Origin of the sequence: Leisingera aquaemixtae (assembly GCF_019801145.1) — a bacterium.
Classification (GTDB): Bacteria; Pseudomonadota; Alphaproteobacteria; order Rhodobacterales; family Rhodobacteraceae; genus Leisingera; species Leisingera aquaemixtae_A.
This window is the reverse complement of sequence record NZ_JAHVJQ010000005.1, coordinates 1-25,686: the sequence shown is the minus strand read 5'-3', so window position 1 is coordinate 25,686 and position 25,686 is coordinate 1. Positions and strand designations below refer to the sequence as shown.

Genomic DNA, 25,686 nt, shown 5'->3' with positions numbered 1-25,686 from the left:
CCATGGCGCTCTCCCCCCTGAACCAGCGCCGCTGGCGCAACTTCTGCCGCAACCGCCGCGCCTACTGGTCGCTGTGGATCTTTGCGGTGCTGTTCGGCCTGTCGCTGTTTGCCGAGTTCATCGCCAACGACAAGCCGATCCTCGTGAGCTACCGCGGCGAGGTCTATGCGCCGGTGTTCAAGTTCTACCCGGAAACCCGCTTTGGCGGCGACTTCCAGACAGAGGCCGTCTACAGCGACCCGGAGGTCGAATGCCTGATCCGCTCCGGCGGGGTGGAGGACTGCTTCGACGAGCCGGAGACCATCCTGGAGGAGATCGCCGCTGGCACCTATGCGGCGGATGATTTCCATGAGGGCTGGACCTTGTGGCCGCCGATCCCGTACAGCTTTGACACCACGGTGGACCGCCCCGGCGCGGCACCGCTGCCGCCCGGCGGGCTGAACCTGCTGGGCACCGATGATACCAAACGCGATGTGCTGGCGCGGGTGATCTACGGCTTCCGCCTGTCGATCCTGTTCACCCTGATGGTGACTGGCGCCGCCAGCCTGATCGGCATTCTGGCAGGCGCGGTGCAGGGCTATTTCGGCGGCCTGACGGACCTGGTGTTCCAGCGGGTGATTGAGGTCTGGGGCTCTGTGAACTCGCTTTATGTCATCATCATCATGTTTGCGATCTTGGGCCGCAGCTTCTGGCTCCTGGTATTCCTCATGGTGCTGTTCGGCTGGACCGCGCTGGTCGGCGTGGTCCGGGCCGAGTTCCTGCGCGCCCGCAATCTGGAATACGTCCGCGCCGCCAAGGCGCTGGGGGTCGGCAACCTGACCATCATGTTCCGCCACATGCTGCCCAATGCAATGGTGGCGACGCTCACAATGCTGCCCTTCATCATCACCGGCACCATCGGCCTGCTGGCGGGTTTGGACTTCCTCGGATTCGGTCTGCCGTCCTCGGCGCCGTCGCTCGGCGAACTGACCCTGCAGGCCAAACAGAACCTTGAGGCGCCCTGGCTCGCCTTCACCGCCTTCTTCACCTTTGCCATCATGCTGTCGCTCTTGATCTTCATCTTCGAGGGTGTGCGCGATGCCTTTGACCCGCGGAAGACGTTTTCATGAGGATTAAGAACATTAGGGTCGCCCCCGGCCCGAGGGTGGGGGCAAATCGCCCCCGCCCTGGGGGGCGGGTCGGGGGCGATCCGGGCTGCTGCGCACCCCGGTTAGTTCTTAAAAGCTGGGCTTCAAACTTTCGGACGTTCTCATGACCAAAACCTCCCCCCTCCTGAATGTCCAGAACCTCCGCGTCTCTTTCCGCCAGGACGGCAAGGTGACCGAAGCGGTGCGCGGCGTCTCTTTCTCCGTCGGCCGCGGCGAAACCGTTGCGCTGGTGGGCGAAAGCGGTTCCGGCAAATCGGTCTCGGCACTGTCCACTGTGTCGCTCCTGGGCGACAGCGCCATGATCGAAGGCTCCGTCACCTATGACGGCACCGAGATGGTCGGCGCCAGCGAGCGCCACCTGATGCAGGTGCGCGGCAATGACATCAGCTTCATCTTCCAGGAGCCGATGACCTCCCTCAACCCGCTGCACACCATCGAACGGCAGCTGGAGGAATCCCTCGCCCTGCACCAGGGGCTGGCCGGCAAATCCGCGCGCGTGCGCATTCTGGAGCTGCTGGAGAAGGTCGGCATCCGCGACGCCGAAAACCGGCTGACGTCTTATCCGCACCAGCTGTCAGGCGGGCAGCGGCAGCGGGTGATGATCGCCATGGCACTTGCGAACAAGCCCGACATCCTGATCGCGGATGAGCCCACAACGGCGCTGGATGTGACCATCCAGGCGCAGATCCTCGACCTTCTGGCGGAACTCAAGGAAAGCGAGGGCATGGGGCTCTTGTTCATCACCCATGACCTCGGCATCGTGCGCCGTATTGCCGACCGGGTCTGCGTGATGAAAAGCGGCGAGATCGTCGAGGAAGGTCCGGCGGCAGAAATCTTTGCCAATCCGCAACACCCCTACACGCAGAAACTGCTGGCGGCGGAACCCTCCGGCCAGCCGCAGCCGGTGCCGGAAACCGCCGAGGAACTGGTGGCGGCCAGGGAACTGAAGGTCTGGTTCCCGATCCAGCGCGGACTTTTGAAACGCACTGTCGGCCATGTGAAGGCGGTGAACCCGATGTCGGTCTCGGTCCGGGCAGGCGAAACCCTGGGCATCGTGGGGGAATCGGGGTCCGGCAAGACCACGCTGGCGCTCGCCATCATGCGGCTGATTGCATCCGAGGGCGCAGTTGAATTTCAGGGCCAGGACCTGCGCAAATGGTCTACCCGCGATCTGCGCGCCTTGCGCAAGGACATGCAGATCGTGTTCCAGGACCCGTTCGGTTCGCTCAGCCCGCGGATGACCTGCGCCCAGATCATTGCGGAGGGGCTGGCGATCCACAAGGTGGACCAGCACCGCGACACCCGCGAGCTGGTGGCGGAGGTGATGCAGGAGGTGGGCCTCGACCCGGCAGCGATGGACCGCTACCCGCATGAGTTCTCCGGCGGCCAGCGCCAGCGGATTGCGATTGCCCGCGCCATGGTGCTGCGGCCCAAGCTGGTGGTGCTGGATGAGCCGACCTCGGCGCTGGACATGACTGTGCAGGTGCAGATTGTCGAACTGCTGCGCGATCTGCAGACGCGCTATGGCCTCGCCTACCTGTTCATTTCTCACGACCTCAACGTGGTGCGGGCGATGTCGCACAAGGTGGTGGTGATGAACCAGGGCGACGTGGTGGAGACCGGCGCGGCAGAGGAGCTGTTCGCCAATCCGAGAGCCGAGTATACCCGCAAGCTGCTGGCTGCCGCGGGTTAACTCCGCTGCAGGTTTTGCAGCATCTATGCGTTCGCGGCCCGCGCAACGCCCACAAGTTGCAGCAGCGCGTTTGACCAAATGTTTCGCGCGCGAAACATTCAGGCAGCAGTGCTGACCTAATGGGTGTCACCTAAAAATCAGCGGACTTCTCCCGCGCCCGCAGGTGCCTCGGCTGAGCCTCGCCCAACGGGAGCGCTGCGCCCCAAGGCGCGGCGGCGGCGGGGTTCCTTTGGGAAATGTCAGATTGCGGTGCTGTGGCCGGCCTGACTCAGGTCATAGGCGTCAAAGCTGCGGGCGATCATCCGGGTCAGCGGGTGCGCCTCCTCGCGAATGGCAAGGCCTTTTGCCGACACAGCCAGCATCCCCGGAAAGGCCGCGCTGGCCGCTTCAAACATCTGCTCCAGCCGGTCTTCAGGCACCGCAAACCGCGACAGGATCTCCTCCCGGCAGATGCGGAAATCGCACATCAGCGCCTCGATCAGCCGCGCCCGCAGCAGGTCCTCGCCGCCAAAGGCATGGCCGCGGGCGGTGGCGAACTGGCCGTCGCGGATGGCGCGGACATAGTTCGACGTGCCCGGCGCGTTCTGCGCATAGCCCTGCGGGAAGCGCGAGATCGCGGAGGCACCTATGCCGATCAGCACCTCTGCCGGATCGTCAGTGTAGCCCTGGAAGTTGCGCCTGAGCCGCCCGGTCTGCTGCGCCACCGCCAGCCCGTCGTGGGGCCGCGCGAAATGGTCGATGCCGATTTCCCGGTAGCCGTCCCACAGGAACAGCTGGCGGGCGGTCTCAAACAGCTCCAGCCGCGATTCGGGGGTGGGTAGCGCATCGGAGCGGATCATGCTTTGGCGCCCGGCCATCCAGGGCACATGGGCATAGCCGTAGACCGCCACCCGGTCCGGTGTCAGCGACAACAGCTTCTGCACGCTTTCGGTCATGATGGCCGGCGTCTGATGCGGCAGGCCATAGAGGATATCGGCATTGAGGCTGGTGATGCCATGCGCGCGCAGCTGCTCGATGGCGGCGCGCGTGGATTCGAAGCTCTGAATGCGGCCGATCGCCTGCTGGATGGTGCTGTCGAAATCCTGCACGCCGACAGAGGCGCGGTTCATGCCTGCTTCGGCCAGCGCATCCAGGCGCCGGTCGCCGATTTCATTCGGGTCGATCTCAACCGAGAATTCCGCCCGCGGCGCCAGCGGAATGGCTTCGGTGATGGCGGCGGCAAGGCCGCGGATCAGATCCGCGCTGAGGAGCGTCGGCGTGCCGCCGCCCCAATGCAGGCGCGACAGGGTGATGCCCTCGGGCAGTTGCGCCTTCAAGAGCGCAATCTCGGCTTTCAGGACCTCTGCATAGGCCTCCACCGGGGCGTCGGAATGGGTGCCCTGCGTGCGGCAGGCGCAGAACCAGCACAATCTGCGGCAGAACGGCACATGCACATAGAGCGAAATGCTGCTGCCGGGGGAAATCTTTGAAATCCAACTGGAAAACTGCGCAGAATCAGTCTCTTTGCCGAAGTGCGGCGCGGTTGGATAGCTGGTATAGCGCGGCACTTTGGCGTCGAACAAACCAAGTTCGGCCAATTGAGCTTTCTGTTCCATTCAATTAGCGTTATGGGAACCCGCGAACCTGAGCCTTGACCCAGATCAAACCGGACCAACGAATGAACGCTCCTGTACTTTCCCATTCCAGATGCGGCGACTGCCCGATCCGTCACCGGGCCGTCTGCGCGCGCTGCAACGCTGATGAGCTGGAGGAGCTGGACGCGATCAAATACTACCGCACCTACGAGGCGGGCCAGCCGATCATCTGGTCCGGCGACGTGATGAATTTCGTGGGCTCTGTGGTCTCCGGCATCGCCTCCCTCACCCAGACGATGGAGGACGGGCGCACCCAGATGGTTGGCCTGCTGCTGCCCAGCGATTTTGTCGGCCGCCCGGGCCGCGAAGGCGCGGCCTATGATGTGGCGGCGACCACCGACGTGGTGATGTGCTGCTTCCGCAAGAAGCCGTTTGAAGAGCTGATGGAGCGTACCCCGCATATCGCCCACCGGCTGCTGGAAATGACTCTGGATGAGCTGGACGCCGCCCGCGAGTGGATGCTGGTCCTGGGCCGCAAGACCGCGCGCGAGAAGATCGCCAGCCTCTTGTCGATCATTGCCCGCCGCGATGCCTCGCTGACGCCGGGTGGCGCCACCAACCGGATGGTGTTCGATCTGCCGCTGACGCGGGAGGCAATGGCCGACTACCTGGGCCTGACGCTGGAAACCGTGAGCCGACAGATCTCGGCGCTCAAGCGGGACGGCATTATCGAGCTGGAGGGCAAGCGGCATGTGACCGTGCCCGATATGCGCCGCCTGATGGAAGAGGCGGGCGACGACAGCGACGGCGGCTTCCTGGGCTGAGGCCGCCTGTTCCCCGCAATTCCTAACTGCTATCCGCCAGCCAGCGGGCCACCCGCGCTGCAGGGCTGCGCGGGCCGGAGGGGCGCAGGCTCCACAGCCGCAGGCCGCGCGGCAAACTGGCCTTCTGTGCGAATGGCGCCACCAGCCTGCCGCTGTCCAGCAGCGGTGCCACCAGCGCCTGATGGCCGATCAGAACGCCCGCGCCATTGATGGCTTCCTCCACCGCCAGCGAGTAGAGCGAGTATTGCGGCCCCCGCAGGTGCAGGGTCTCGCCCGGGCAGGCGGCCTGCTGCCAGTGCTCCCAGTCTTGCGCCCAGACCGCGTCTGACAGGCAGGGCACATTCTGCAGATCTGCGGGAGTGCGCAGCTGTGCTGCAAGCGACGGCGCGCAGACCGGGAATATCACGTCCTGCTCTATGACCTCTCCCTGATCGCCGCTGAAGAACAGGCACAGGTCATAGGGCGTGCGCTTGAGGTTCGGGGGGTCCTCGGTGGCGGTGACCGAAACCACCATCTCCGGCATCGCAGCGCGCAAGGCAGGCAGGCGCGGCGACAGCCAGAACTGCGCAATCGCGGGCAGGGTGGCGATATGGACAGTGCTGGGCTGGGCTTCTTCGCGCAGGTGGCGGCTGGCGGCGTTGAGCTGGTCAAAGGCGGCGGTGAAGCCCTGCAGCACCCGCGCGCCAAGCGCCGTCAGCGTCACCTGCTTCGGGCGCCGGATGAACAGCTGTGCTTGCAGCGCGTCTTCCAGCGACTTGATCTGGGCCGAGACCGCGCCGGGCGTCACGCCCAGCTCTTGCGCGGCGGCGGAGAAGCCGCCGAGCCGGGCGGCAGCCTCGAACGCGCGCAGGGCGGTCAGCGGCAGGGATTGGGCAGGGGGCGGGGAAACAGCCATGACTTAGCCTCAATTTTTCTAGCCCTAGTTTTCTGGAAAACTGATTTGCGGGCAAGGGGGCATCGGCGCTTTGATGGGGCAGAGAGAAACCCGCCACTGCGCGAAGGAGACAGACCATGACAGAGCTTGCCCGCCGCAACTGGGTGCCCGCCGCCTGCGAGGAGTATGTGCAGACGGTCGCCGCCAAAACCGCCGGTGCGACCAGCGCAGAGACCGCCGCGCGGCTGACAGCGCTGGCAGACCGCAATGCGGAGATCCACGATCGCGACTGCTTCAACCTGAACCCGGCCACCAATGTGATGAACCCGGCGGCAGAGGCGCTTTTGGCCACCGGTCTCGGCAGCCGCCCGTCGCTGGGCTATCCCGGCGACAAATACGAGATGGGGCTGGAGGCCATCGAGGAAATCGAGGTGATTGCCGCGGAGCTGGCGGCCAAGGTTTTCAAGGCCCGTTACGCGGAGATCCGGGTGGGCTCGGGCGCGCTGGCGAACCTCTATGGCTTCATGGCGCTGACCAAGCCGGGGGATGCGATCATCGCGCCGCCTGCCGCGGTGGGCGGCCATGTTACCCATCACGCGGGCGGCTGTGCCGGGCTTTACGGGCTTCAGACCCATCCGGCGCCAGTGGACGGCGACGGCTATACCGTCGATCTGGACGCGCTGCGCGACCTGGCTCTGAAAGTGCGGCCCAGGCTGATCACCATCGGCGGCAGCCTTAACCTGTTCCCGCACCCGGTGCCGGAGATCCGCGCAATTGCCGATGAGGTGGGCGCCAAGGTGCTGTTCGACGCCGCCCACCAGTGCGGCATGATCGCGGGTGGCCATTGGGGCAACCCGCTGGAGCAGGGCGCGCATCTGATGACGATGAGCACCTACAAGAGCCTGGGCGGCCCGGCGGGCGGGCTGATCGTCACCAACGATGCGGAAATCGCCGAGCGGCTGGATGCCATTGCCTTTCCCGGCATGACCGCGAACTTTGACGCGGCCAAGTCGGCGGCGCTGGCGATGAGCCTGCTGGATTGGGTGGAGCACGGCGCGGAGTATGCCCGCGCGATGGCGGATCTGTCGCAGGCCCTGGCAGAGGCGCTGGCGGGGCAGGGGCTGCCGGTCTTTGCTGCCGCGCGAGGGATTACGCAGTCGCATCAGTTCGCACTGGAAGCGGCGGAGTTCGGCGGCGGCCAGGCGGCGTCGAAGCATCTGCGCAAGGCGGGCTTCCTGGCCTGCGGCATCGGCCTTCCTATTGCGGAGGTGCCGGGCGACATGAACGGGCTGCGTATCGGCACCCCTGAACTGGTGCGCCGCGGCGTCACCGTGGCACATGCGCCGAAGCTGGCGGAACTGATCGCCCGCGCCCTGCGGGCACAGGATCCGGCGGCCATGGCGGCGGAGGTTGCGGAGTTCCGCGCCGCCTTCCAGGGCATGCACTTCGTCCGCTGAGGTCTGGGCGCTCTCCCGCGCCCGCGCATGCCCGGCTGTGCCGGACCCGCTGGCGAGCCTGGCCCAACGGTCAGACGCTTTTCGTCAGAAAGGCGGACGACGGGCGGGAGAGGTTCCCCCTGTGGTCCGGACGGCAGCGGGTGACCCGGCGCCAAGGTTGTGCTCTACTATTGCGGCAACAACAAACGGAGGCGGCAATGCAGTTTGGAAGCCTGATCGGGATGCTGATCATCGGGGCGCTGGCCGGGTGGCTGTCGGGCAAGATCATGCAAGGACGGGGCTTCGGCATCCTCGGCAATATCATCGTCGGCGTCGTTGGTGCCTTCCTGGCCGGGACGATCTTTCCGGTGCTGGGGTTTGCCGCGGGCGGCGGCTTTTTCTGGACGCTGATCCATGCCACCCTGGGCGCGGTGATCCTGCTGTTCCTGATCGGACTGATCCGCAAGGCGCGGTAGCTCGTCCGGAACGCGCACGAAAAAGGCGCCCTGCGGGGCGCCTTTTTGTGTGTCAGGCCGGGAGACGACCGGGCGGGAGTGTCAATGCGCCATCAGCAGCGGCACCTTGGCCTGTTCCAGCATATTGCGGGTGGCGCCGCCGAGAATGGCCTCGCGGAAACGGGAATGGCCGTATGCCCCCATCACGATCAGATCGGCCGCGGTGTCGGCGGCATGGCGGTTGAGAATATCGGACACCCGGGTCATCGTCTTGCTGAGCACGTCGATTTCGCATTTCACCCCGTGGCGCGACAGCATCTGCGCCAGCATGCCGCCGGGGTCGGAGCGTTCGGGGCCGTGCTGCGGCGGGTCGATCACCGCAATGCGGACCAGATCGGCGGCGGTCAGGAACGGCATCGCCCGGCGGATCGCGGTCATTGCCTCGATGCTCTCGTTCCAGGCCACCAGCACGGTCTGGGGGCGGTGCAGCGGCGCGCCCTTGTCCGGCACCACCAGCACCGGGGCGCGGCCCTCGAACAGCGCGGATTCGACAATCGGCTCTGCCTCCGCGCGCTTGCCCTGACCATAGGGCTGGCCCAGCACCACCAGGTCGGAGAACCGCGCCTGGCGCGCCACGTGGCGGCCGATATCGGCAATCTGCGCAACGCCGCTGTCGGTGCCGAAGGTCACGCCGGCCTGTTTCAGCGCGGCTTCGGCCTGGGCCTGGACCTGTTCGGCCTCTTCTTGCGCGCGGGCCAGGGTTTCCTGCAGCACCATGGCGTTGGCACCGGCGTAGTAGTACCCTGTCTGGGTGCGGTCGACACCAAGGCAGAGAGCATCGGCATGGGCGCCGAATTCCTCCGCCAGGGCCGCAATTTGCGCCAAAGGCGCCGCTGCGGTATCCGCAGCTGTGAGTACGGTAAGCAAGGACTTGTAGGACATTGACACCTCTCGGCGGAAAGAGCACCGCAGGCCCGGATGGCGCGGGTGCTTTGAGTTTCACTGCACGGGAAGAAGTGTCACATGTCGCCGGGATTTGTCTTGATGCAGATCAAGGCAGTGAAAGGGCGCGTTTTGCATGAAGAGCGCGGTCTAATAACGTCCCCGTATCCGCAGGATTCGCGGGGGCATGGCAAAGGGACGCAAGATGTCTAATTATATCAAGCTGATAGCGCTTGGTCTGGTCACGCTGTTTGCGATGATCGGCACCAACTACGCGCGGGATCTGGCTTACCAGGTGCACGCGATCATCGTGATGATCGTGGCTGGTGGTCTGTTCCTGTACACTTTGCGCGGCACCGACGAGCCGAAACGGGCGGTCGCCGGTGTAGAAAACGAGTATTTCGACAGCGTGATCCGCGCTGGCGCGATCGCAACCGCCTTTTGGGGCGTGGTAGGGTTTCTGGCGGGGACCTTCATCGCGTTTCAGCTGGCGTTTCCGGTGCTGAATTTCGAATGGGCAGAGGGCTTTGCCAATTTCGGCCGCCTGCGCCCGCTGCATACCTCGGCCGTGATTTTCGCCTTCGGCGGCAACGCGCTGATCGCCACCTCCTTCTACGTGGTGCAGCGGACCTCCGCGGCGCGGCTGTGGGGCGGCAACCTGGCGTGGTTCGTGTTCTGGGGCTACCAGCTGTTCATCGTGCTGGCGGCAACCGGATACCTGCTTGGCGGCACCCAGTCCAAGGAATACGCTGAGCCCGAGTGGTACGTCGATCTGTGGCTGACGATCGTCTGGGTTGCCTATCTGGCGATCTTTCTGGGCACCATCATCAAGCGCAAGGAGCCGCATATCTATGTGGCGAACTGGTTCTACCTGTCCTTCATCGTCACCGTGGCGATGCTGCACCTGATCAACAACATGACCATCCCGGTCTCGATCTGGGGGTCCAAGTCGGTCATCGTGTGGCCGGGCGTGCAGGATGCGATGATCCAGTGGTGGTACGGCCACAACGCCGTGGGCTTCTTCCTGACCGCGGGCTTCCTGGGCATGATGTATTACTTCATCCCCAAGCAGGCCGAGCGTCCGGTTTTCTCCTACAAACTCTCGATCATCCACTTCTGGGCGCTGATCTTCCTGTACATCTGGGCCGGTCCGCACCACCTGCACTACACCGCGCTGCCGGACTGGGCCTCGACCCTGGGCATGGTGATGTCGGTGATCCTGTGGATGCCCTCCTGGGGCGGCATGATCAACGGCCTGATGACCCTGTCAGGCGCCTGGGACAAGCTGCGCACCGACCCGGTGATCCGGATGATGGTGATCTCGCTGGGCTTCTACGGCATGTCCACCTTTGAAGGCCCGATGATGTCGATCCGTGCGGTGAACTCGCTGTCGCACTACACCGACTGGACCATCGGCCACGTGCACTCCGGCGCGCTCGGCTGGAACGGCATGATCACTTTCGGCGCCCTCTACTACCTGGTGCCGGCGCTGTGGAAGCGTGAGAGCCTCTACAGCCTGCGGCTGGTCTCCTGGCACTTCTGGCTGGCCACCCTCGGCATCATTCTCTACGCCGCTTCGATGTGGGTGACCGGTATCATGGAAGGCCTGATGTGGCGTGAAGTGGACGCCAACGGCTTCCTGGTGAACTCCTTTGCCGACACCGTGGCAGCGAAGTTCCCGATGTATGTGGTGCGCGGTCTTGGCGGGGTGATGTTCCTCGCGGGTTCGATCATCATGTGCTACAACCTGTGGATGACTGTCCGTAAGGCGCCGGCCAAAGAAGCCAGCCTGTCGGTCCCGGTCCCGGCTGAATAAGGAGCCAGGAAGCTATGTCTATTCTCGACAAACATAAGATCCTCGAGACCAACGCGACCCTGCTGCTGATTTTCAGCTTCCTGGTCGTGACCATCGGCGGCCTGGTGCAGATCGCACCGCTGTTCTACCTGGAAAACACCATCGAGAAGGTGGAGGGCATGCGTCCCTACACCCCGCTGGAGATGGCGGGCCGCGAGGTCTACATCCGGGAAGGCTGCTATGTCTGCCACAGCCAGATGATCCGCCCGATGCGCGACGAGGTCGAGCGTTACGGCCACTACTCGCTGGCGGCGGAGTCGATGTATGACCGCCCGTTCCAGTGGGGCTCCAAGCGGACCGGGCCGGATCTGGCCCGCGTCGGCGGCCGCTACTCGGACGAGTGGCACGCCGACCACCTGCGCGACCCGCAGGCGGTGGTGCCGGAATCGGTGATGCCGAAATACGGCTTCCTCGAGGAGAAGATGATCGACGGCAAGTACATCGGCGACATCATGGCCACCAACGCGCTCCTGGGCACGCCCTACACGGACGAGATGATCGACGCCGCGCAGGCAGACTTCCGCGCCCAGGCCGATCCCGACAGCGACTATGACGGGCTGCTGGAGCGCTACGGCGAGGACATCAACGTGCGCAACTTCGATGGCAACCCGGGGATCTCCGAGGCCGACGCGCTGATCGCCTATCTGCAGATGCTGGGCACGCTGGTCGACTTCTCGACCTTTACCCCGGACGCGAGCCGCTGAGGGAGGATGGTATGGAACTTTATACACTCCTCAGGCAGTTCGCCGACAGCTGGATGCTGCTGTTCCTGTTCACCTTCTTCATCGGTGTGATTGTTTGGGCGTTCCGCCCGGGCAGCACCAAGGCTTACCAGGACACCGCAAACATCCCGTTCCGGCATGATGACGCACCCGCGCCCAGCCAGGGCCAACCCGCCGCGAATAAGGAGGCGAGGGCATGAGCAAGAAATCGCAGAAATTCGAGGGCGATCCGAACACCACCGGCCACGAGTGGGACGGGATCGAGGAATTCGACAACCCGATGCCGCGCTGGTGGCTGTGGACCTTCTACGCCACCATCATCTGGGGCGTTCTCTACACCATCGCCTATCCGGCCTGGCCGCTGGTGAACTCTGCCACGGCGGGGATCCTGGGCTGGTCGACCCGTGGCGACGTGGCGGCAGAGATTGCCGCCGTCGAGGAAGCCAATGCGCCGATCAACGCCAAGCTGGAGGCGGCCGAGCTGACCGCCATTGCGGAAGATCCCGAACTGGGCTCCTACGCGGTGTCTGCCGGTTCCGCCGTGTTCAAGACCTGGTGCGCCCAGTGCCACGGGTCCGGGGCGGCCGGCGCCAAGGGCTATCCGAACCTCTTGGACGACGACTGGCTCTGGGGCGGCTCTATGGAGGATATCCACGCCACCGTCACCCACGGCATCCGCAACGAGGACAGCGACGAAGCGCGCTATTCCGAGATGCCTGCCTTCGGCCGCGACGAACTGCTTGAGAAGGAAGAGATTTCCCAGGTGGTCAACTACGTGATGTCGCTGTCGGGCGAGGCGCAGGATGCCTCCAAGGTTGAGGCCGGTGCCGTTGTCTTTGCCGACAACTGTTCCTCCTGCCACGCCGAGGACGGCACCGGCGACCGCTCGCAGGGCGCACCGAACCTGGCTGATGCAATCTGGCTCTATGGCGGCGACTACGAGACGCTGACCGAGACCGTGAGCAACTCGCGCTACGGCGTGATGCCGGCCTGGAACACCCGCCTGACCGAGGCGGAGATCCGTGCGGTGTCCTCCTACGTCCACCAGCTGGGCGGCGGCGAGTAACCAGCACCAGCACCGGAAACAGCAAAGGGGCCGCGGATTGCGGCCCCTTTTCGTTTGCGCACTGTGGCGCCAGGGGATCAGAACCTGAACATGGCCCGGATGTGCAAGGTGCCGAAGTCGACGTCGTTGCCGTCGGTGCCGAAGTCGTCGAACTTATGGTACTGGTATTCGCCGCCGATCACCCACTGGTCGTTGATCTGGTGGTCGTAGCCGAAGCCGATGACATAGCCGGGGTCGTCGAAGTCGATGTCGTCCACGCCCGACAGCCCGTCAAAGTTGGTGTAGGCAAAGCCGAGGCTGCCGTAGAGCAGCCCGTTGCCCAGGTCGTAGCCGGCACGGAGTTTCAGCCGGGCGATCCCGTCGAAATCGCCGGAAGCCCCGCCGGATTCGATCGACAGGTCGGAGAAATCGTATTGCAGTTCGGGGCCGATCGCCCAGTCGCCCACTTCCCACAGGTAGCCGATGGTGAAACCGCCCACGGCGCCATCGGTGTCGAGGTCGGTCAGCGTGCCGAGATCAAAATCCCCGGAGCCGTAACCGATCTGGCCGCCCACATAGGCGCCTTCCCAGTTGCCGGCAAATGCAGATGAGGCCGTGACGGCGGAGGCGAGGAACAGGGCGGATAAACATTTGCACTTCATAACACACATACCTTTCAACAGAAGGAGCCGCTAAACCGGCTGCCGCACTCGTGAAACAAGATAACTCAGCTTGTGCACAGGAAAGGGCTGCGGGAACGGAGGGCGGCTCATCCGCTTGCGGCAGGCGGTCTTTTGCCATTCTACAGCAAATTTGCGCCGGTTTCCGCTCAAATCACCCGCCGCTGCCTGCCCCGCACAGCAAGGGGCCGCAGATTTCCCGCGAATGGCGGGCTGCAATCCGAAACAGGCCCGGCGGAGGGGAATATTTCGGCTCGCGCCTCTTGAAACCGGAGGTGGTGCGGTCTCATTTCCGTGGCGGACGCGCTTGGCGCAGCCCGCGACCCGGTTCCGGCCGGCAGGGCAGGGCGGCGAGTGCTGGCGCACCGGGTAGGCCGGACGCCGTTTTCGGAAAGGTCTCAAGTGTTTGACATCTGGCTTCCGCTTCTGGGCGGGCTTGCGCTGCTGATCCTGGGCGGCGAGTTTCTGGTGCGCGGGGCGGTGCGTGTTGCCGAGCGGTTCGGGATTTCGCCGCTGGTGATCGGGCTCACTCTGGTGGGGTTCGGCACCTCGGCGCCCGAGTTGGTGACCTCGGTCCGCGCGGCGCTGGCCGGAGCGCCGGGGATCGCCTATGGCAATATCACCGGTTCGAACATTGCCAATATCCTGCTGATCGCCGGCCTGTCGGCTCTGATCGCGCCGATTGCGGTGCAGTCGGCAGCGCTGCGGCGAGACGGCGGGGTCATGCTGGCGGCCACGGCGGTTTTTGCAGCGCTTGCGGCAACCGTGCCGGTGACACGGCTGGCGGGCCTGAGCTTTGTCCTGGTGCTGGCGGCTTATGTCTGGTTCGCCATCCGGCAGGAGCGGACAACGGCGGCAGACCACGGCGCGCTGTACGACAAGGCCGCCGCGCTTGAGGGCGTGGACCCGGCGATAACGCCTGAAAGCACGGCCAGGCGGCCGCTGTGGCGCCCGCTGGCCACCGCCTTGGGCGGGCTGGCGCTGGTGATCGGCGGCGGCGGTATGCTGGTGGACGGGGCGGTTGAACTGGCGCGCATGATGCAGGTGTCCGAAACCGTTATCGGCCTCACCATCGTTGCCGTGGGCACCTCGGCCCCGGAGCTTGCGACCTCTGTCGCAGCAGCGCTGCGGCGCCAGGGCGAGATGGCCTTTGGCAATATCATCGGCTCCAACATCTACAACCTCTTGGGCATCGGCGGGGCCACCGCGATGATCGCACCTTCGGAGGTGCCGGAGCGGATTGCCGGGTTCGACAACCCGCTGATGCTGCTGGTGACCGTTGCCTTCCTGGGACTGGCCTGGACCGGGCTGCGGGTGTCGCGGCGCGAGGGCGCGGCGCTGCTGGCGGGCTATGGCGCTTATGTCTGGTGGCTGTGGCCGGCCTGAGCGGCCGCCGTTCTGCCTGCGGGCCTCAGCCCATCGAGGTCATCGACTTGCGCTTGCGGGCGCGGGCGGCGTCTGTCCTGGCGCTCCACCAGGCGATGCCGCCCCACAGCAGCACGTAGAATGCGCCGGTTGCCAGCACCAGCTCGCCGGGGAAGGGGCCGATGTCGGCCCGGCCCAGTGCCTGCTGCCAGCTGGTCACGCCCGTGGGATGCACGGCCAGCTTGCCCGCATAAGCCATCGACTGGATCAGCAGGACCCAGAAGTAGTTGCGCCGGATCCGCCGGCCGATCGCCGTCATCACGCCGACATGGTATTCCGGGCGCAAATAGTCGGCGGCCAGCACGTCCTGCCAGTGTTCTTCCAGGTGCAGGTCGCCCTCCACCAGCATCGGGGTGTAGAAATGCGTCTCCAGCCAGCGGGCGCGAGCGCGGAACACGTTGAAATAGCGGTAGCGCCGGGCCTCCAGCATCAGGAAGAAGATGATCAGCACCCCGACCAGGATCAGCGGCAGCGGCGAGGCCTCCGGCGAGGCATAGGAGATCGACAGCGCCACCCCCAGTGTCACCACCGACCAGTTGGTGGTGGTGTCGAGCCGGGTGCGCCAGACCGTGCTGCGGTAGATTTCGCCGCGGTACAGATGCGCAAGCGCGCCGACTTCCTCCGCCGACAGCGGCGCGCGGGCGCCGCCTGCAGTCTGTTCGCGCTCTAAACTGGTCATGAACTGAGAGTAGTTTTCTGCTGCAACCGGGCAAATTATTTGCGCCAGTTTGATCCGCATCAAACTGCGGGCGCCGCAGGCGGGGTAAAACCGCAGGTGAAAGAGTTTGCTGCTTGGCCAATACCCCCTCCTGGGCAGCAAGAAATCCCGCGAGGCCGACGTGCAGGCCAGACGGGCCATGCGCCGGTTTTCCGATCTGTTCGCGCGTTTCCTGGAAAACCGGCGCTTTTTTCTTCAAATCTTTTGCGGATTGATGCAGCGGGCCTGCGGCGGCCGGCCGCGCAGCCAGGCGGTGAGCCTGGCCAGCAGACCCGGTTTGCGGGGCGGCGCCTGATAGGCGCGCGGCAGCGGTTTGGCGGGCGGCAGATCGCGCAGCCGCACGCAGTCCTGCCGGGCGGCGGTCACCATTGAGCGGGCATAGATGTCAATCAGCATATCGGGGCCTCCTGTTCTGGCGTCTGACCTGACTCTTGCCTGGCGGGGCGATTCCTGCGAGTTAAGAAAAATCGCGTTATGTAAGTAGGGGTAACATATGGACTGGCTGCACATGCCGCCGCTTGCGGCACTCAGGGCTTTTGCTGCCTTTGCGGAGACGGGGAATGTGGTGCAGGCGGGGGCGGCGCTGAATGTCAGCCACGCTGCCATCAGCCAGCAGCTGCGGGCGCTGGAGGCGCATCTAGGGGCGGCGCTGTTGGACCGCAGCGGCCGGGCGCTGGCGCTGACCGCGGACGGTGTCCATCTGGCGCGGGCGCTGCAGCTGGGCTTCGGCGCGATCGAGGCGGCGGTGCAGGAAATCTCAGCCGCCGGAGCCGCCCGGCCGCTGCATGTCACCTGCACGCCGATGTTTGCCGCCCATTGGCTGATGCCGCGACTGGCGGAGTTTCAGGCCAGCCACCCGGAGATCGACCTGGTGCTGGATCCGCGGGGCGAGGTGGTTGAGCTGAAGCCGGGCGGCATCGACATTGCGATCCGCTATGGCGATGGCGCCTGGCCTGGCCTGGAGGCCCGGATGCTGCTGCAATCACCGATGGTGGTGATTGCAGCAGACAGCCTGCTGGGCGGGCGCCGGGTGGTGGCGCCGGAGGATCTGCTGGATTTGCCCTGGCTGGAGGAGCTGGGCACCACCGAGGCCTCGCGCTGGCTGGAATCGCGGGGCGTCACGAACAGCCTCCGCGGCCCGCGGACACGGCTGCCGGGCAACCTGCTGATGCAGGCGGTGCGCGCGGGGCAGGGGGTGGCGGTCAGCGTCCAGGAGTTTGTCGCGGAGGATCTGCAAACCGGCCGCCTGCACGCCTTGTTCACTGAGGGTTACGGCAAGGGCTACCACATCGCCACCCGCCCCGGCGTGCTCCGCCCCGAGGCCCGAAGCTTCGCGGCCTGGTTGCAGCGTCAGGTCAAGAAATGACGCACTGGCCGTTTTGAAGGAGTCTGCATGTTGTGAGAGAGGCCGATGGCTGGGGTGGTAGGAGACCATCGGTTCCGAGTCTCTTCATCACCTTTGCCGATCCGCTAGAGAAACTGGGGCGGTTTCTGGGGCGTTTCGCTAGCTACCCGGCAGTTTCCAACACGCTCTCCCAACATCCCAGCGCCAACATCCCAGCCAGGAGCCGCGATCGACCCGCCAACATCCCAGCCTGCCGCTATCGGCCCGCTGACGAGTGGTGGCGGTGGAGACCCGATGGTGACGTTGGCCGGTGGTGTGGTGGGAAAACAGCTAGAAATTCAGCGATGCCTGCACGTCTGCAACGATTTCTTTTTCGAAGGGGTGCAACCTTTCTGTGCTCAAGTTAACTCCTTTGACGATCTCCAAACCAACACCCAAAGTAGGGACCGCGCCAAACTCGCGCCCAAGTTTTCTCGAAAGCTCAGCAGGAATGCCGTACTCATCAAGCGCGAATAGTCCGACCTCCATAAAGAGGTTCTCGGCTTGAGCTGCAAAAAGGCTATAATCTCCGACGTTTTCTCGCCCCTCGGAGAGATAGATTTCTGCCTGAATATTGCTGACTGCCATTAACTGACGAGGGAACGTGTAACTTACATATCTTCTCATGAATTGCAGAGCATTCTCGGTTGCCTTGCTGACTGAATCGTCAAAATTCTTATTTTCGACCCAATAATCGATTGTGGGGCGGAAAGATTTATTTGTCCTCAAGAGGTCTAGAGCGGCTTTAAGTCCAGCGCCCGTCTTTATGCCATATCTTCCAAGGGAGCGGCCGCGATCGAGGCATGAGTATATGATGTTGCAAACACTCAAAAGCTGATGAGGTTTCGGATGTCCTTTCCATACTAGAGTGTCTTCAAAGTGTAGCAGATCTTCGGAAATCATCTCAAAGACAGCTAATTGGTCGTCGGCATCAATGTGTCGATTGAGTTTAATGGTGGATAGTGAAAGGGGGCTGTAGAATTCAACTTCTCTAATTCTCTCCTTTGAAATAGACGTGAGGCTATCCACAGGCAAGTCGAGTATCAGGGAAAATGGAGTGGTCTCATCTTGCGCATCAAGACCCGCTGATACTTCGTAAGAACTCTCTTCTGTCGGCGGAGACTCTAAAACGAATACCTTTCCCACGTAGTATTTCGCCATTCTACCAGCTCGTCCGGAGATATTCTTGAATGTGAAATTATCTAAACTAGGGGTTCCCGGTTTCCCAATGCGTTTGTCAAATACAATGACGTTCTCGGCCACTGTATTGACTCCTTCAATGATTGTAGATGTGCAAATAATAAGCTTGATGAGCCCTTGCTCAAACGCTCGTACTACATACTGCTGTAGCGCCCTAGGAATATTCCCGTGGTGTATACCGATACCTCTTTCTAGTGCTCTTATGAAAATCCAATCATTAGGGTATTGTGTACGCAACCAATCCACTGCTTTCGCCATCTGCGGTTTTGGCTCTACGAAAACCGGAGTCTCCAACAATGACTCGGCAACTTCAGCGGCTTTCGTTGGGGATTGGCAATAAACGAGTGTGGGGGAAGATAGCTCGAACAGAATCTCACGCAAAGCGTCGAACCTGATGTCGTAATCTCGAGGGAGATTACGCACAAATACGTCAGTGGCAACTGTGGAAAACGTTGAGGGATAGAAGGAGTATTCGTAATCTCCCCCCAGCCCGCTAACCGCATCAATGTTTGGACCAATTAAATAAAACTGTGCGCCAGATCTGGCAAGGCGATCAAAGCAGATGTTCAGGTCAATAGTTCTATCAGACGGATCTCTGTTAATGTCCAGCTTATAAAACTCGTCGATTACAAAGAAAGTTACCCCCTCAAGGTCGTCACGTCCAAGCGCGCGTTCCTGGGTTAAAACAAATATGGTCGGTCGTGAGGCATCAGTTTTTTGCGTTGGATGGGTAACAAGGTCAAACTGACCTCCAAACCTCCTAAACAACCGCCTGCGTGTTTCATCGATCAAAGCTATAGTGGGTACGATGATGGCTATGTGCTTGTGCTTTCCAGATGCGATTACCGCATCAACAACCAAGCTTTTCCCCACACTGGTGTTAGCACTCAGCACTACGTTCTTGCCAAGTAACAACTCACGATAGACACGCAGTTGAAGTGTGTGGAACAAGAACCCCTCTTCCTCAAACGGAGACTTGTGGGCTTCCACCGTAATTTGATCCTTCAGATCTTCAACGCTTTCCGTGTCGAGGTATGGGAAAAGCCCAACAGACTGGATCAGAGATTGCAATATGATCTGCAGCTCTTTTGGGAAACAGTTTTGGACGGCCAAGGCGCGAATGACCATTTCCCGACCTACATCGAGCGTATTAATGTCATTGATCAATCGGGTAATCGCTTGCAATATCCCAAAAGGATCTTCCGAAACAGCGGCGCGATCCGAAAGCACTTCTCTCAGTTTCGAGATCCCAACTTCAGCGCCCATCCAGGCCCTCCCTGAAAGTATTTACCAACGAGACGGCGCACTTGATAGGTACAAGAAAGATGTGCACTGGTATATCCTTCAACTCCGCTGGCGAGCTTCGTTTCAGCTCAGCGTATAGTCCCTCAGCCTCTTTTTTTAACTCTTCCACATAACCAGGTAGCTCTCCCTTTGCTATTATCTCACTGTCGTAGGCGAGCAAAATAGGTATGCGCAGAGCATTCAGAAACTCGTCCATCTTAGCGTACTTCGAAAGCACTCGCGCGAGATTGGCTGACCTCATGTGATCTGGGTCTCTCAGTTGGATTATTACTTCCCGTTCGCTTTTGAGAATCTTGCGGTCAATGATTTCAGTAATTTGCTTGAAGATTTCAGATGCCACGTCATCGCGATTTGGAACTGTTGCCAACCTGCCCTGACCTAGCCAGATCTCATCGCACGTGGTTGACGAGACTATCTGCGCAGTATTCTTGTGAGCGTGACCGAGGCACGTTGTAAACAACTTGCAAGCTATCGGCTCACTTTTATGGTAATGCCTAAGAATCGAGTGCAATAGAAGCTCTGCAACTAGACGCTCAATTTCGACATCAGGATTTCTGCTTGCTACCTCAAGAGCTCTTTGGGTTAGTTGCCGAGCGCCTAAATAGTTATGCGAGGCGAGAACCTTTGCTGGAAGCGCAACTTCAGGCAGCCAATCTAGAAGGTAGCTAGCTAAATCTGCTTCTCTCCATTGGCCGCCATCGAACTCAGCATCAAATGCTCTTAGTGCTCGTCGTATTGCCAAATCATCTATTTCAGAAATGACAGTGAAAAATTCATCTGTAGAGAGTGTGTAGACTTTAATAGTTCTGTGGCTGTCTTCTCGAACTTGATTCAAGAAATCGTCCCACCATGGCCAGATGTCCTTCCTATTGATAGATTTTTCCGGTGAATTAGTGACCCTGGATGCTTTGGAGGCGTGAGTAACTGCCTTTAGCAGGTTGTCATAGGCCAGTTCAGCTTGTTTGTAGGACGGAAGCACCCCTTGACCCTCTGCTGCTCGAAGGAGTTTTTTCGTGTTCCTTGTTTCCACAGCTGACTCGGAATAAGCCACTTCCCAAAGTAAATTTCGAGCCCAGTATTCTGTATTTTTACCGTTCTTGGATTTAAAGTCTGGATACTTTTTTGCGAATCGACGAACTAATGCGTCAAAATCCGAGTTGAGTCTCGATCTCTGGGAGCGATCCAATTTAAATAGAATTAGATCCTTTCGGATTTCCCTTGTGCTAACAAAGCGAAATAATGCCGTTCCAGGAAACTTGTCGCATGCGAGTGACTTTTCCATTAGGGAACTTCCTCGCTTAGACTGATCCCTGCTAGTGATTTCGCCTATTCCCCACTTTCCGTCCTCTTCGGTACTCTTAACCTGGACGTACTCAATTTCGCTTCGTCCGTCTCTCTCCCAGCGCAGCGTCACATCATCGGCGGTTTCACATTCAACTTGCAGCAAGTCCGGATTGACTAACATATCCAGCACAAAGCCAGCTGCCACATGTGCTTGAAAATCATATCCCACACGCCCGGCTACGCCGCCCGAGTCGCTCACATTGATCGGATCGATAAGGCTGAATAGTGTCATCGGGTCGCAAGCTAAAATACTGAGATAACAGCTACATAAACAACCTTTGGATTGCAAGTACTGGGGGAGTCATTCCACCTATCGGTGTTTGCGCGTAGCGTCAACGGACTTGAGCCTTGGCTAACGCCGCTCACTTTTAGGGGAAGTTCATCACCATCAACTGAATAGATTCGTAGCCCCATTACAAACTTTCCAGTTTGCAGTCATAGATCGAAAGGACCCCTTCTGGTTCTATCTTTGCTCGCCCTATGCTGTAGAGAACTCTGCTCACTGAAGGCAGTTTTATTAGTTGCACCTTGAGAGAAAGGGAACTTCGTCCAGAAATCCGAGCAACCCTCCGTATCTAAATCGGTAGCAAATACGGAGGTTTATCATGCTGTCTCAAATGCTTGCAAAGTACCTGCTAGCAACTAAGCCGATCAGGGCTAGACGGTCCGGCAGCGGCGAAATCGTCATTGGCAAGATCATCATTGTACTGTTCGCCAGGATCGACTGATGGTCGAGTATCAACCCGACGACATCGTGGTCATCCGCGCTTCTGAAGACTGGCCGGAGCATCTGTTCCGGATCACTGAAGTCTTCGACGACTGCGTGGGCGGCTACTCACTGAATGGACCACTGGAAGGCGAATACGGCGAGCCGGACTTCGACCTGATCCTGAGGGTCTACGAGGGCGACTGAAGCCCTTTCTTCCCAAACTCAAAACTAGAAGGAGGAGACGCTATGTCTGCTCAGATCAAGTATGCGTACTTGAAGGGTCACACGTGGCTCTACAGACGCCATTTCCCTAAAGACGTCGCTCTGGCTCTCGGCCAGAAAGTGCTGAAACAATCTCTGAAGACGCGAGATGCCGCTACGGCCCGGGTTCGGACTGCTGAGTTGAATGCTCGCTATGAAAGCCTGGTAGCTGAGGTTCGGACGCGCTCCGAGGAAGCGCTTAGCCAACCGGAGAGCGCGGTTGGTACTCCAGCATGGGCGGTGAAGCCGGAGACCGCACTCGATCGCCTGCGAACTTCTCTAGCAGCCTCTGGTACTGTTCTGGATCGTCCGGATTTTAATCCGTTGATCGAGAAGGAGAAGATACCCACCGGCGACCGCGCAGAGCTATATCTGAAGAAACGGAGCAACCAGCTTCGTTACGGTGGATACAAGTCGGTTCGCTATTCGGTGGAACTGTTCGCTAGCAAGTATGGTGGACAATCGCTGTGCAGTCTGGGGCGAGACGATGGCCGGGAGTTCCTTGGAGCAATCGCCAAGCTCTCCCCGCTGATCGGCAAGTCAGCGACGACGAGAGGCTTGGGCTTGGATGCTCTGCTCGCTTTCTCCGCCAACGGAACGGCTCGGATCTCTGTCAGAACTCAGAAGCGTATCTGGTCGCAGGTGAACCACTTCCTCGACTGGTGCGTCTATGAGGGAGACCTGGATGCCAACCCCTTCAGAACCGTTCGGTTTGATCGGAAGATCCGTCCTCAGCCTTATGCCGTGCCAACCGACGAGGAGGTGCGTCGGCTGTTGCTGGATCGTGACCGCGATCTGTATCCGGTAATGCTGACCTGCCTGTTGACGGGGATGCGTTCGGGGGAAGCTGCGGGCTTGCTTCGGGAAGACCTCGTGGTGAAGGGCAACCTTGGAACCTTCGCGTGGGTCAGGCCAAATGAGCTGCGCTTGCTCAAGACGGATGCTGCTGAACGACTGGTTCCGGTACACCCAGCGCTGGAGGAACTGTTCACGGATCTGCCTAAGTTCGGCCCGTTATTCCCTGACCTGACTGTCGACCGAATATCAAAGCTGTTTGCTGACGTCAGAAAACGGTTGAAGCTAGAGCGTCCACGGCTGGTTTTTCACTCCACAAGGAAGTGGTTCATAACCCAGTGCGAGCGTACGGGAGTTCCGGAGCACTTCACAGCTTCTCTGGTAGGCCATAAGTCGGCTCGATCGGAGAACGGGATCACCTACGGCATCTACTCCGCAGGCATCTCGGACGAGCAGAAGCGGTCTATCATCGACCAGATACGGTTGCCGGGATGAGCATTCCCAACATTGAGGAGTTCGAAGAGAGGGCCGCTATCGCTGAATACGATGGCGGTCTTTCTCGTAGGGCTGCTGAAGATCTGGCGGCTCGGTCTCAGGGGTTCGCTGGTTCTGAAGACTACTGGCGCTGGCTGGCGGAGTACGTGCTGACCCGAAAAATACCTTGACTCTAACCCCGGCTGGCTTCGTGCTGGCCGGGGACACCACTTTTATTTTTTTTAGAAAAAACTTTTACCCAATCGCCCCCTTGAGGGGGCATGGATCCTTCCAGAATTGACCTTTTATCAGCTCGATAGCTGTGCAAGGAATGCAACAATCACCACTTATAAGTAGACGCAGCCTTCAATAACAAATGCATGGTTGAGGAGCAGGAATGGGTAGAGCCAAGGCGCTAATGATGGAGATGGAGGAAGCAAAATGGGAAGAAACCGATGCATCTTTCTATTGCCCTGACTGTGAGAAGAACGTCGACGGACTAGTTGAGCTACCAGTCGTCTACGAAGATGGAGGTGAAGAGCATCTACCGGTGAGTGTACTCTGCTTCAGCTGCAATCAGAGTTTTGAGGGCTGGGCAAAAACTGACTGGTATAGTTGCGAGATTGAACTTGATGATTATCCAGGTCTTCAAGTCGAAGCTAGTCCGGTACAAGGATCGATTCACGACTACGACGACTATGACGACTACGATCAGGATTATTTCGCTTGGCTGGAACAGCAAGAGCGCCTTTCACGACCGGTATTTCATGCATTTTGCAAGACGAATGATGACATAAGAGCACTGGCTTTGGGCATTCAGGCAGATCAGCGATCCCGGATGCTAGCGCGTATGTTGCTTGCTCAAAGCATCACTGCTCTTGAAGTTTTTCTTGCGGACACGTTGATCTTGACTGTTACCAATAACAGGGATGTCCAAAGTCGTTTGCTAAAGTCGAAGGAGTTGCAGATTGGCAGTACCGAGTTCCGGCTTTCAGATGCAATTGGCTTCGAAGACTTTGCAAAAGAGAAACTGCTTCAGTACCTTCGCGCAGTATCGTTTCATAATTTGAAGAAGGTAACAGGGCTTTTCCGGGTAGGCTTGGGTATCGATATCAGTCCCGAGAGCAGCGAGCTTGAACAGATCCAAAAGGCGATAAAGATGCGCCATGATTGTGTTCACAGGAATGGCATGGATAGAGAAACTGGCGAAGTTCACGAGATAAGTCAGGCCTTTCTTCTTGGGTTGACAGAGACACTTCTACGCATGGTCAAAGCAGTGGACGAAAAGGTTGAAGACTTCGAATCCCCGTTTTAGTGAGCAGTTGGAGCCGCGCCGACAGCGAAAACCAAGAGGATCGGACTACCGCCTCAGCCAGTTGGCGGAGGCGTACTAGCTCGGTTTGCAAGTGGTTCTGTTGGCTTCACTAAGATCTAGTCTTGAGTTCGCAGGAGCTGCCAGCTCTCAACGCCCAAGCCTTCTGCCACCTTGAAAAGATTGTCGATGGATATGTTCTGTTCGGAACGCTCAACGGCACTCAGATAAGTGCGATTCAGACCGGCCTCCGCAGCAAGCCGTTCCTGAGACCAGCCGCGCTCGGCCCGAAACAACCTCATGTTCCGCGCTACGATATCTCTCAGTGGGCTCTTGGGCGTTCTCTTCACACTCAATGCTATTGCGCACTGATGGTTTTAGCTCTACCGGTTTTAAGAGACATTCGAGATGGAGCCGGAGCCATTGCTTCATCACCATCAGGTGGCGGCGTGTGGCGGCCGCTTCGAAACTACGCGGCGCAAAGGGACGGAAAAGTGGGCAGGCTTTCGGCTCCATCCATCACTAAACGAGGAAGCTCATGGAAAGCACTTTTAAGGGATTGTTCTTAGCTGGAGCCGCCGGGGGCGTGGCTTGGTTTTGGTACGTGGTTTTACAGCCAATGACATTGCTAGTGGAATCTGCCGGGGTGTCGATTGCGGCTCTTACCGTGATCGGATTGGTGGGATGGCTGCTCCTAAGAGGGCAGCGGATGCTGAAACAGCCAGAAGTGGCCGAGAAAGTCCGAAAGGTGGCTGGCGAAGCCGCTACCGTCTCCGAGGAGCTTTCACTGGTAAGCTCGGACGTTCTGAAGGAGACAGGCAGTAAACTCGGGCCGATGTTGAGCTATGTGTTTGGCTTCTCTGGCCGTGTATCCCGAAAAGAGTACCTGATCGCACAAATCCTGACTGGGCTGCTGACACTGGTGTTGTTTGCTCTGTTTCTGATGGAGCCAGATAGCTGGCTGGGCGTCCTGTCGCTCCTGAGCATCGGAGCGGTCGCAGCGGTCCTCGTCGCCTTCGGAGTTCGCCGCACTCGAGACACCGGAGTAAATCAATGGTGGTTCCTGCTAGTTCTCGTTCCGCCAGCTAACCTCGCGCTCCTAGTGTTCCTGCTGCTGGTTCCGACCGACGAATTCAAGGACGCCCCCGTCTAACCACCCACACCACCGGCCAACGTCACCATCGGGTCTCCACCGCCACCACTCGTCAGCGGGCCGATAGCGGCAGGCTGGGATGTTGGCGGGTCGATCGCGGCTCCTGGCTGGGATGTTGGCGCTGGGATGTTGGGAGAGCGTGTTGGAAACTGCCGGGTAGCTAGCGAAACGCCCCAGAAACCGCCCCAGTTTCTCTAGCGGATCGGCAAAGGTGATGAAGAGACTCGGAACCGATGGTCTCCTACCACCCCAGCCATCGGCCTCTCAAACAAGAAAACAAGCACCCGAGGGACCCGTTAGCCCCGAAAAGGCCCCCGGTTTCGGCCCCATTGTTTTGCGGGTGAGTTGGCGTGTCGAG

General features: G+C 60.4%; 25 protein-coding genes. 16 read left to right on the top strand and 9 right to left on the bottom strand.

Features of this window, described 5'->3' with window-relative positions:
- Positions 1 to 2: 2 nt before the first annotated feature.
- The gene (locus tag KUW17_RS13090; protein WP_222479822.1) at positions 3 to 1,109 is read left to right on the top strand and encodes an ABC transporter permease; all 1,107 of its coding nucleotides are present in this window, start codon (positions 3 to 5) and stop codon (positions 1,107 to 1,109) included.
- Between the two features lie 142 nt (positions 1,110 to 1,251).
- On the top strand, positions 1,252 to 2,841 hold the full coding sequence (locus tag KUW17_RS13085) for an ABC transporter ATP-binding protein (protein ID WP_222479820.1): 1,590 nt from the start codon (positions 1,252 to 1,254) through the stop codon (positions 2,839 to 2,841).
- A 239-nt stretch (positions 2,842 to 3,080) separates the two neighbouring features.
- Here KUW17_RS13085 and hemN read toward each other — a convergent pair whose 3' ends face one another.
- Positions 3,081 to 4,436, bottom strand: a complete 1,356-nt coding sequence (gene hemN, locus KUW17_RS13080) for an oxygen-independent coproporphyrinogen III oxidase (RefSeq protein WP_222479818.1) — start codon at positions 4,434 to 4,436, stop codon at positions 3,081 to 3,083.
- Positions 4,437 to 4,498: 62 nt separating this feature from the next.
- Here hemN and fnrL point away from each other — a divergent pair, with 62 nt between their 5' ends.
- Positions 4,499 to 5,239, top strand: coding sequence for a transcriptional regulator FnrL (gene fnrL / locus KUW17_RS13075; protein WP_065269692.1), 741 nt, complete (start codon positions 4,499 to 4,501; stop codon positions 5,237 to 5,239).
- 22 nt (positions 5,240 to 5,261) lie between these two features.
- Here the strand turns inward: fnrL and KUW17_RS13070 are convergent, their stop codons facing one another.
- Positions 5,262 to 6,134, bottom strand: coding sequence for a LysR family transcriptional regulator (locus tag KUW17_RS13070; RefSeq protein WP_222479816.1), 873 nt, complete (start codon positions 6,132 to 6,134; stop codon positions 5,262 to 5,264).
- A 116-nt stretch (positions 6,135 to 6,250) separates the two neighbouring features.
- On the opposite strand from KUW17_RS13070, the gene glyA reads away from it, so the two are divergent.
- Both glyA and KUW17_RS13060 read left to right on the top strand, forming a co-directional pair.
- Positions 6,251 to 7,570 (top strand): serine hydroxymethyltransferase, encoded by a 1,320-nt coding sequence (gene glyA / locus KUW17_RS13065; RefSeq protein WP_222479814.1) that lies wholly within the window; start codon positions 6,251 to 6,253, stop codon positions 7,568 to 7,570.
- A gap of 197 nt (positions 7,571 to 7,767) precedes the next feature.
- On the top strand, positions 7,768 to 8,025 hold the full coding sequence (locus KUW17_RS13060; RefSeq protein WP_222479812.1) for a GlsB/YeaQ/YmgE family stress response membrane protein: 258 nt from the start codon (positions 7,768 to 7,770) through the stop codon (positions 8,023 to 8,025).
- 81 nt (positions 8,026 to 8,106) lie between these two features.
- Here KUW17_RS13060 and KUW17_RS13055 read toward each other — a convergent pair whose 3' ends face one another.
- On the bottom strand, positions 8,107 to 8,946 hold the full coding sequence (locus KUW17_RS13055; RefSeq protein WP_222479810.1) for a universal stress protein: 840 nt from the start codon (positions 8,944 to 8,946) through the stop codon (positions 8,107 to 8,109).
- Between the two features lie 205 nt (positions 8,947 to 9,151).
- On the opposite strand from KUW17_RS13055, the gene ccoN reads away from it, so the two are divergent.
- The 4 genes from ccoN to ccoP are packed head-to-tail and all read left to right on the top strand — an operon-like array spanning position 9,152 to position 12,589.
- On the top strand, positions 9,152 to 10,762 hold the full coding sequence (ccoN, locus tag KUW17_RS13050) for a cytochrome-c oxidase, cbb3-type subunit I (RefSeq protein WP_222479808.1): 1,611 nt from the start codon (positions 9,152 to 9,154) through the stop codon (positions 10,760 to 10,762).
- Positions 10,763 to 10,776: 14 nt separating this feature from the next.
- Positions 10,777 to 11,505, top strand: a complete 729-nt coding sequence (gene ccoO / locus KUW17_RS13045) for a cytochrome-c oxidase, cbb3-type subunit II (protein WP_222479806.1) — start codon at positions 10,777 to 10,779, stop codon at positions 11,503 to 11,505.
- Between the two features lie 11 nt (positions 11,506 to 11,516).
- The gene (locus tag KUW17_RS13040; protein ID WP_222479804.1) at positions 11,517 to 11,723 is read left to right on the top strand and encodes a cbb3-type cytochrome oxidase subunit 3; all 207 of its coding nucleotides are present in this window, start codon (positions 11,517 to 11,519) and stop codon (positions 11,721 to 11,723) included.
- Complete coding sequence (gene ccoP, locus KUW17_RS13035) at positions 11,720 to 12,589, top strand: cytochrome-c oxidase, cbb3-type subunit III (RefSeq protein ID WP_222479802.1); 870 nt, start codon at positions 11,720 to 11,722, stop codon at positions 12,587 to 12,589. The genes KUW17_RS13040 and ccoP overlap by 4 nt, the downstream gene beginning before the upstream one ends.
- A gap of 77 nt (positions 12,590 to 12,666) precedes the next feature.
- Here the strand turns inward: ccoP and KUW17_RS13030 are convergent, their stop codons facing one another.
- Positions 12,667 to 13,230, bottom strand: a complete 564-nt coding sequence (locus tag KUW17_RS13030; RefSeq protein WP_222479800.1) for an outer membrane protein — start codon at positions 13,228 to 13,230, stop codon at positions 12,667 to 12,669.
- A 420-nt stretch (positions 13,231 to 13,650) separates the two neighbouring features.
- Here KUW17_RS13030 and KUW17_RS13025 point away from each other — a divergent pair, with 420 nt between their 5' ends.
- On the top strand, positions 13,651 to 14,634 hold the full coding sequence (locus KUW17_RS13025; RefSeq protein ID WP_222479799.1) for a calcium/sodium antiporter: 984 nt from the start codon (positions 13,651 to 13,653) through the stop codon (positions 14,632 to 14,634).
- A 25-nt stretch (positions 14,635 to 14,659) separates the two neighbouring features.
- Here KUW17_RS13025 and KUW17_RS13020 read toward each other — a convergent pair whose 3' ends face one another.
- A complete protein-coding gene (locus KUW17_RS13020; protein WP_222479796.1) occupies positions 14,660 to 15,352 on the bottom strand; it encodes a DUF2270 domain-containing protein in 693 nt (230 codons plus the stop codon).
- Positions 15,353 to 15,586: 234 nt separating this feature from the next.
- Positions 15,587 to 15,787 carry a hypothetical protein gene (locus tag KUW17_RS13015; protein WP_222479794.1) on the bottom strand — a complete coding sequence of 67 codons (201 nt, stop codon included), beginning with the start codon at positions 15,785 to 15,787 and terminating at the stop codon, positions 15,587 to 15,589.
- A 97-nt stretch (positions 15,788 to 15,884) separates the two neighbouring features.
- Here KUW17_RS13015 and KUW17_RS13010 point away from each other — a divergent pair, with 97 nt between their 5' ends.
- Entirely contained in the window at positions 15,885 to 16,757 is an 873-nt protein-coding gene (locus KUW17_RS13010) for a LysR family transcriptional regulator (protein WP_222479792.1), read from the top strand.
- 309 nt (positions 16,758 to 17,066) lie between these two features.
- Here KUW17_RS13010 and KUW17_RS13005 read toward each other — a convergent pair whose 3' ends face one another.
- Together KUW17_RS13005 and KUW17_RS13000 are read right to left on the bottom strand one after the other, a co-directional pair.
- On the bottom strand, positions 17,067 to 19,241 hold the full coding sequence (locus KUW17_RS13005) for a DEAD/DEAH box helicase (RefSeq protein ID WP_222479790.1): 2,175 nt from the start codon (positions 19,239 to 19,241) through the stop codon (positions 17,067 to 17,069).
- Positions 19,231 to 20,856, bottom strand: coding sequence for a Hachiman antiphage defense system protein HamA (locus KUW17_RS13000; RefSeq protein ID WP_222479788.1), 1,626 nt, complete (start codon positions 20,854 to 20,856; stop codon positions 19,231 to 19,233). The genes KUW17_RS13005 and KUW17_RS13000 overlap by 11 nt, the downstream gene beginning before the upstream one ends.
- A 495-nt stretch (positions 20,857 to 21,351) precedes the next feature.
- Between KUW17_RS13000 and KUW17_RS12995 the strand changes: the two genes are divergently transcribed.
- The 4 genes from KUW17_RS12995 to KUW17_RS12980 all read left to right on the top strand — a co-directional run bounded on the left by KUW17_RS12995 (position 21,352) and on the right by KUW17_RS12980 (position 24,178).
- Positions 21,352 to 21,537, top strand: coding sequence for a hypothetical protein (locus tag KUW17_RS12995; RefSeq protein WP_222479786.1), 186 nt, complete (start codon positions 21,352 to 21,354; stop codon positions 21,535 to 21,537).
- A gap of 42 nt (positions 21,538 to 21,579) precedes the next feature.
- The gene (locus KUW17_RS12990) at positions 21,580 to 22,884 is read left to right on the top strand and encodes a DUF6538 domain-containing protein (RefSeq protein ID WP_222479784.1); all 1,305 of its coding nucleotides are present in this window, start codon (positions 21,580 to 21,582) and stop codon (positions 22,882 to 22,884) included.
- Positions 22,881 to 23,054, top strand: coding sequence for a hypothetical protein (locus KUW17_RS12985; RefSeq protein WP_222479782.1), 174 nt, complete (start codon positions 22,881 to 22,883; stop codon positions 23,052 to 23,054). Before KUW17_RS12990 ends, KUW17_RS12985 begins: the two co-directional genes overlap by 4 nt.
- Before the next feature lie 206 nt (positions 23,055 to 23,260).
- Positions 23,261 to 24,178 (top strand): hypothetical protein, encoded by a 918-nt coding sequence (locus KUW17_RS12980; protein ID WP_222479780.1) that lies wholly within the window; start codon positions 23,261 to 23,263, stop codon positions 24,176 to 24,178.
- 116 nt (positions 24,179 to 24,294) lie between these two features.
- On the opposite strand, the gene KUW17_RS12975 is transcribed toward KUW17_RS12980, so the two are convergent.
- Positions 24,295 to 24,477, bottom strand: coding sequence for a helix-turn-helix domain-containing protein (locus KUW17_RS12975; RefSeq protein WP_261397197.1), 183 nt, complete (start codon positions 24,475 to 24,477; stop codon positions 24,295 to 24,297).
- 236 nt (positions 24,478 to 24,713) lie between these two features.
- Between KUW17_RS12975 and KUW17_RS12970 the strand changes: the two genes are divergently transcribed.
- Complete coding sequence (locus tag KUW17_RS12970) at positions 24,714 to 25,328, top strand: DUF805 domain-containing protein (protein WP_222479776.1); 615 nt, start codon at positions 24,714 to 24,716, stop codon at positions 25,326 to 25,328.
- Positions 25,329 to 25,686: the final 358 nt, after the last annotated feature.

Excerpts from the sequence above, each read along its gene's own strand:
- KUW17_RS13090 (WP_222479822.1), top strand. The coding sequence starts at position 3 with ATGGCGCTCTCCCCCCTGAACCAGCGCCGCTGGCGCAACTTCTGCCGC.
- KUW17_RS13085 (WP_222479820.1), top strand. The coding sequence starts at position 1,252 with ATGACCAAAACCTCCCCCCTCCTGAATGTCCAGAACCTCCGCGTCTCT.
- hemN (WP_222479818.1), bottom strand. The coding sequence starts at position 4,436 with ATGGAACAGAAAGCTCAATTGGCCGAACTTGGTTTGTTCGACGCCAAA.
- fnrL (WP_065269692.1), top strand. The coding sequence starts at position 4,499 with ATGAACGCTCCTGTACTTTCCCATTCCAGATGCGGCGACTGCCCGATC.
- KUW17_RS13070 (WP_222479816.1), bottom strand. The coding sequence starts at position 6,134 with ATGGCTGTTTCCCCGCCCCCTGCCCAATCCCTGCCGCTGACCGCCCTG.
- glyA (WP_222479814.1), top strand. The coding sequence starts at position 6,251 with ATGACAGAGCTTGCCCGCCGCAACTGGGTGCCCGCCGCCTGCGAGGAG.
- KUW17_RS13060 (WP_222479812.1), top strand. The coding sequence starts at position 7,768 with ATGCAGTTTGGAAGCCTGATCGGGATGCTGATCATCGGGGCGCTGGCC.
- KUW17_RS13055 (WP_222479810.1), bottom strand. The coding sequence starts at position 8,946 with ATGTCCTACAAGTCCTTGCTTACCGTACTCACAGCTGCGGATACCGCA.
- ccoN (WP_222479808.1), top strand. The coding sequence starts at position 9,152 with ATGTCTAATTATATCAAGCTGATAGCGCTTGGTCTGGTCACGCTGTTT.
- ccoO (WP_222479806.1), top strand. The coding sequence starts at position 10,777 with ATGTCTATTCTCGACAAACATAAGATCCTCGAGACCAACGCGACCCTG.
- KUW17_RS13040 (WP_222479804.1), top strand. The coding sequence starts at position 11,517 with ATGGAACTTTATACACTCCTCAGGCAGTTCGCCGACAGCTGGATGCTG.
- ccoP (WP_222479802.1), top strand. The coding sequence starts at position 11,720 with ATGAGCAAGAAATCGCAGAAATTCGAGGGCGATCCGAACACCACCGGC.
- KUW17_RS13030 (WP_222479800.1), bottom strand. The coding sequence starts at position 13,230 with ATGAAGTGCAAATGTTTATCCGCCCTGTTCCTCGCCTCCGCCGTCACG.
- KUW17_RS13020 (WP_222479796.1), bottom strand. The coding sequence starts at position 15,352 with ATGACCAGTTTAGAGCGCGAACAGACTGCAGGCGGCGCCCGCGCGCCG.
- KUW17_RS13015 (WP_222479794.1), bottom strand. The coding sequence starts at position 15,787 with ATGCTGATTGACATCTATGCCCGCTCAATGGTGACCGCCGCCCGGCAG.
- KUW17_RS13010 (WP_222479792.1), top strand. The coding sequence starts at position 15,885 with ATGGACTGGCTGCACATGCCGCCGCTTGCGGCACTCAGGGCTTTTGCT.
- KUW17_RS13005 (WP_222479790.1), bottom strand. The coding sequence starts at position 19,241 with ATGGGCGCTGAAGTTGGGATCTCGAAACTGAGAGAAGTGCTTTCGGAT.
- KUW17_RS13000 (WP_222479788.1), bottom strand. The coding sequence starts at position 20,856 with ATGACACTATTCAGCCTTATCGATCCGATCAATGTGAGCGACTCGGGC.
- KUW17_RS12995 (WP_222479786.1), top strand. The coding sequence starts at position 21,352 with ATGGTCGAGTATCAACCCGACGACATCGTGGTCATCCGCGCTTCTGAA.
- KUW17_RS12990 (WP_222479784.1), top strand. The coding sequence starts at position 21,580 with ATGTCTGCTCAGATCAAGTATGCGTACTTGAAGGGTCACACGTGGCTC.
- KUW17_RS12985 (WP_222479782.1), top strand. The coding sequence starts at position 22,881 with ATGAGCATTCCCAACATTGAGGAGTTCGAAGAGAGGGCCGCTATCGCT.
- KUW17_RS12980 (WP_222479780.1), top strand. The coding sequence starts at position 23,261 with ATGGGTAGAGCCAAGGCGCTAATGATGGAGATGGAGGAAGCAAAATGG.
- KUW17_RS12975 (WP_261397197.1), bottom strand. The coding sequence starts at position 24,477 with ATGAGGTTGTTTCGGGCCGAGCGCGGCTGGTCTCAGGAACGGCTTGCT.
- KUW17_RS12970 (WP_222479776.1), top strand. The coding sequence starts at position 24,714 with ATGGAAAGCACTTTTAAGGGATTGTTCTTAGCTGGAGCCGCCGGGGGC.